The sequence below is a fragment of the Desulfofundulus thermosubterraneus DSM 16057 genome, assembly GCF_900142025.1.
Lineage (GTDB): Bacteria > Bacillota > Desulfotomaculia > Desulfotomaculales > Desulfovirgulaceae > Desulfofundulus > Desulfofundulus thermosubterraneus.
Genome location: NZ_FQZM01000083.1, coordinates 1 through 2,793, shown reverse-complemented (window position 1 = coordinate 2,793; position 2,793 = coordinate 1). Strand labels below are relative to the sequence as shown.

General features: G+C 56.4%; 3 protein-coding genes. All 3 read left to right on the top strand.

Features of this window, described 5'->3' with window-relative positions; genetic code table 11:
* On the top strand, positions 1–219 hold a 219-nt coding region (locus tag BUA65_RS18470), incomplete at its 5' end, for a hypothetical protein (protein ID WP_165613300.1).
* A gap of 145 nt (positions 220–364) precedes the next feature.
* Positions 365–1,423, top strand: a complete 1,059-nt coding sequence (locus BUA65_RS17380) for an Rpn family recombination-promoting nuclease/putative transposase (RefSeq protein WP_072871646.1) — start codon at positions 365–367, stop codon at positions 1,421–1,423.
* A gap of 235 nt (positions 1,424–1,658) precedes the next feature.
* Complete coding sequence (locus BUA65_RS17375; protein WP_072871643.1) at positions 1,659–2,570, top strand: RpnC/YadD family protein; 912 nt, start codon at positions 1,659–1,661, stop codon at positions 2,568–2,570.
* Positions 2,571–2,793: the final 223 nt, after the last annotated feature.

The following is a 2,793-nucleotide window of genomic DNA, read 5'->3' as shown; positions in this document are numbered from 1 at the left end:
ACTGCCACCGGTGCTGAACTGCCCTGCACCCTTTATTTTGTAGGTGAGGTGAACGCGGGTGAAACCGGGGGCTATACCACCTTCTGGCTCAAGCCCCGCAATGCCCTGTTACCCGGCCAGACCTACACCCTGCGGGTGGATGCCGGCCTGACCGCCATTTCGGGTCAAAAGCTTGCGGAAACGTATATCACAATTATCAAAGTGTTGCCGAGCACTTAACTTATTAACTTATCGAGCTGCGGTCCCGCGCCGGCGGGGCTTTTTCTTTTCACTGCCGGTGTACGATTCAGTATCCGGTCCAGTTCCGCCTCATGTCAATCTCCGGCCGGATGTGGTATAATACAGCCACAGGAGGAATGAACCCGTGCCTGATGTCAGACAGCCCCACCACACCCACGACAAAGGATACAGGGAACTTCTCTCCAGCAAGCGGGCGTTTCTGGAATTGCTCAAGACCTTTGTCCGTGAGGAATGGACGAAAGACATAGACGAAGACAGCCTGGTACGGGTGGAGAAGTCCTATATCCTGCAGGACTTCAGCGAGAAAGAAGCGGATATCGTCTACCGTCTGAAGGCGAAAGGTAACGACGTGATATTCTACGTCCTGCTGGAACTGCAGTCCACGGTGGACTACCTGATGCCCTTCCGGCTGCTGCTGTGTATGGTGGAGATATGGCGGGACGTTTACCACAACACGCCGGAGGACGAGCGGGAGCGCAAGGGATTCCGGCTGCCCGTCATCATTCCGGCGGTACTGTACAACGGTGCAAACAACTGGACCGCCGCCCTGCGGTTCAAAGAAATACTGGGCGGGTACCGGCAGTTTGAGAAGCACGTATTGGATTTCCGGTACATACTGTTTTACGTAAACCGGTACGATGTAGAGGAACTGTACCGGGCGGGCAACCTGGTTGCCAGCATATTTGCGCTGGACCAGAAGATGAGCGCGGAAGAACTGGTCAGGCGGCTGTGGAAGCTGGCGGGCGTGCTGAAGAACCTGGGGCGGGACGAATTCAGGCAGTTTGCTGCATGGCTTTCCCACGTGTTTAAGGCCAGGTTGCCCGGGCCGCTGCGGGAAAAGGTTGACAGGATTGTAAGCGAAGTCAATCCGTGGGAGGTGGAAAAGATGATTACGAACCTGGAAATAACCCTTGAAGAGATGGAGCAGCAGGCAGAGATGCGCGGGTTAATTAAAGGCAGGGCTGAAGGCGAGGCGAGGGGCAAGGTTGAAGCAACCCAGGACGCCATCTGCAAATACCTCAGGAGGAGGTTCGGCGATGCATCTGCCGGCCTGCAGCAGGAAGTCCGGGAGATGACCAGCCTGGAAGTGCTGGACGGCGTCATGGAGGAATTATTTGCCGCAAACACCCTGGAAGAGGCGCAGGCCATCATCAGGGAAGGTATTGAGAGGTTTATGCAGTGAGGGAGCGGATAGTGCCAGGTGCCAAGGTGCCAGGCACTTAACTTATTAACGTATTGGGCGTGGGCCTTCCCCGGCAGCTACGCCAGCGGGGGTTTACTTTTCAAGCAGGCCACCCCGGCATCCCGCCGTACCAGATCCCCGTTCCGTGTGGTATAGTTCAGAAAAGGAGATAAGCTAATTTTTTAGAGGCTGGTGGGATCTTACGAGTTATCCAGAAGAGGGTGAATGAACGTAAATGCCCAGGATAGACATACCAATAAAGCGGCTGTTCCAGCGCCGGCCCGCCGACTGGGCCAGATACGTGCAACCGGGCTGCAGGGAAGAATGGGTAAGGCCCTACAAAACGGAGTACACCCCCAAAAAGGAATCCCGGCTGGATAACGTACTGGAAATAGATGACCCCAGCAGCCCGTACCTGCTTCACTTCGAGCCTATGGGCTACCGCGACGAGGCGCTGCCGGCCCGCATGCTGCGCTACCGTAGCGACATATGGGAGGCCACGCTGGCTGGCGGCAGGGGCACCCCGTCCATACGCCAGGTGGTGATGTTTTTCTACAAGGAAGACGACAACGGACTGCACCGGTTAAGTGACCGGTGGGATACGGGAGGGCTGGAATATTCCTATACGGTGATCCGGGTGTGGGAAGAGCGCAGGCAACCGGTGATAACCGCTAAACTGGTGGGGCTTTACCCCCTGCTGCCGTTGATGAAAGGCGATGATGCAAAGGAAAGCCCCGAGCAGGCACTGAAGAAATGTATAGACGCCGTGCAGGAAATAGAGGACGAATCGCTGCGGCAGGACCTGCTGGCGGCCATGGCGATACTGGTCGGCGGTAAGTACCCGCCGGACCTGGTACTATCGATGATAAGGAGGGAAATGGTCATGGAATCACCGATTTTCCAGGAGTGGGTCAGGGAAGAGCGCGCCGAGGCAGAGGCCAGGGGTAAGGTTGAAGCAACACAGGACGCCATCTGCAAGTACCTCAGGAGGAGGTTTGGTGATGCATCTGCCGGCCTGCAGCAGAAAGTCCGGGAGATGACCAGCCTGGAAGTGCTGGACGGCATCATGGAGGAACTGTTTGCCGCCAACACCCTGAAAGAGGCGCGGGTCATCATCGGGGAAAGTATCAATAAGTCCCTTCAGTAGTCAGGACGGTGCCAGGCACTTAACTTATTAACGTATTGGGCGTGGGCCTTCCCCGGCAGCTACGCCAGCGGGGGTTTACTTTTCAAGCAGGCCACCCCGGGTTGAGCTCACTTCCAGACCATGGGATCCCTAAAAGTGCCACGCGAAAAACCAAGAAGTATCTTTCCGCGATCGCTTTCATGCTGGAAAGCAAAAGTCTCTACCGCCCGCGGCTGGCAAGGGA

Bases quoted from the DNA above. Each gene is read 5' to 3' on its own strand.
- BUA65_RS17375 (WP_072871643.1), top strand. From the start codon at position 1,659: ATGCCCAGGATAGACATACCAATAAAGCGGCTGTTCCAGCGCCGGCCC.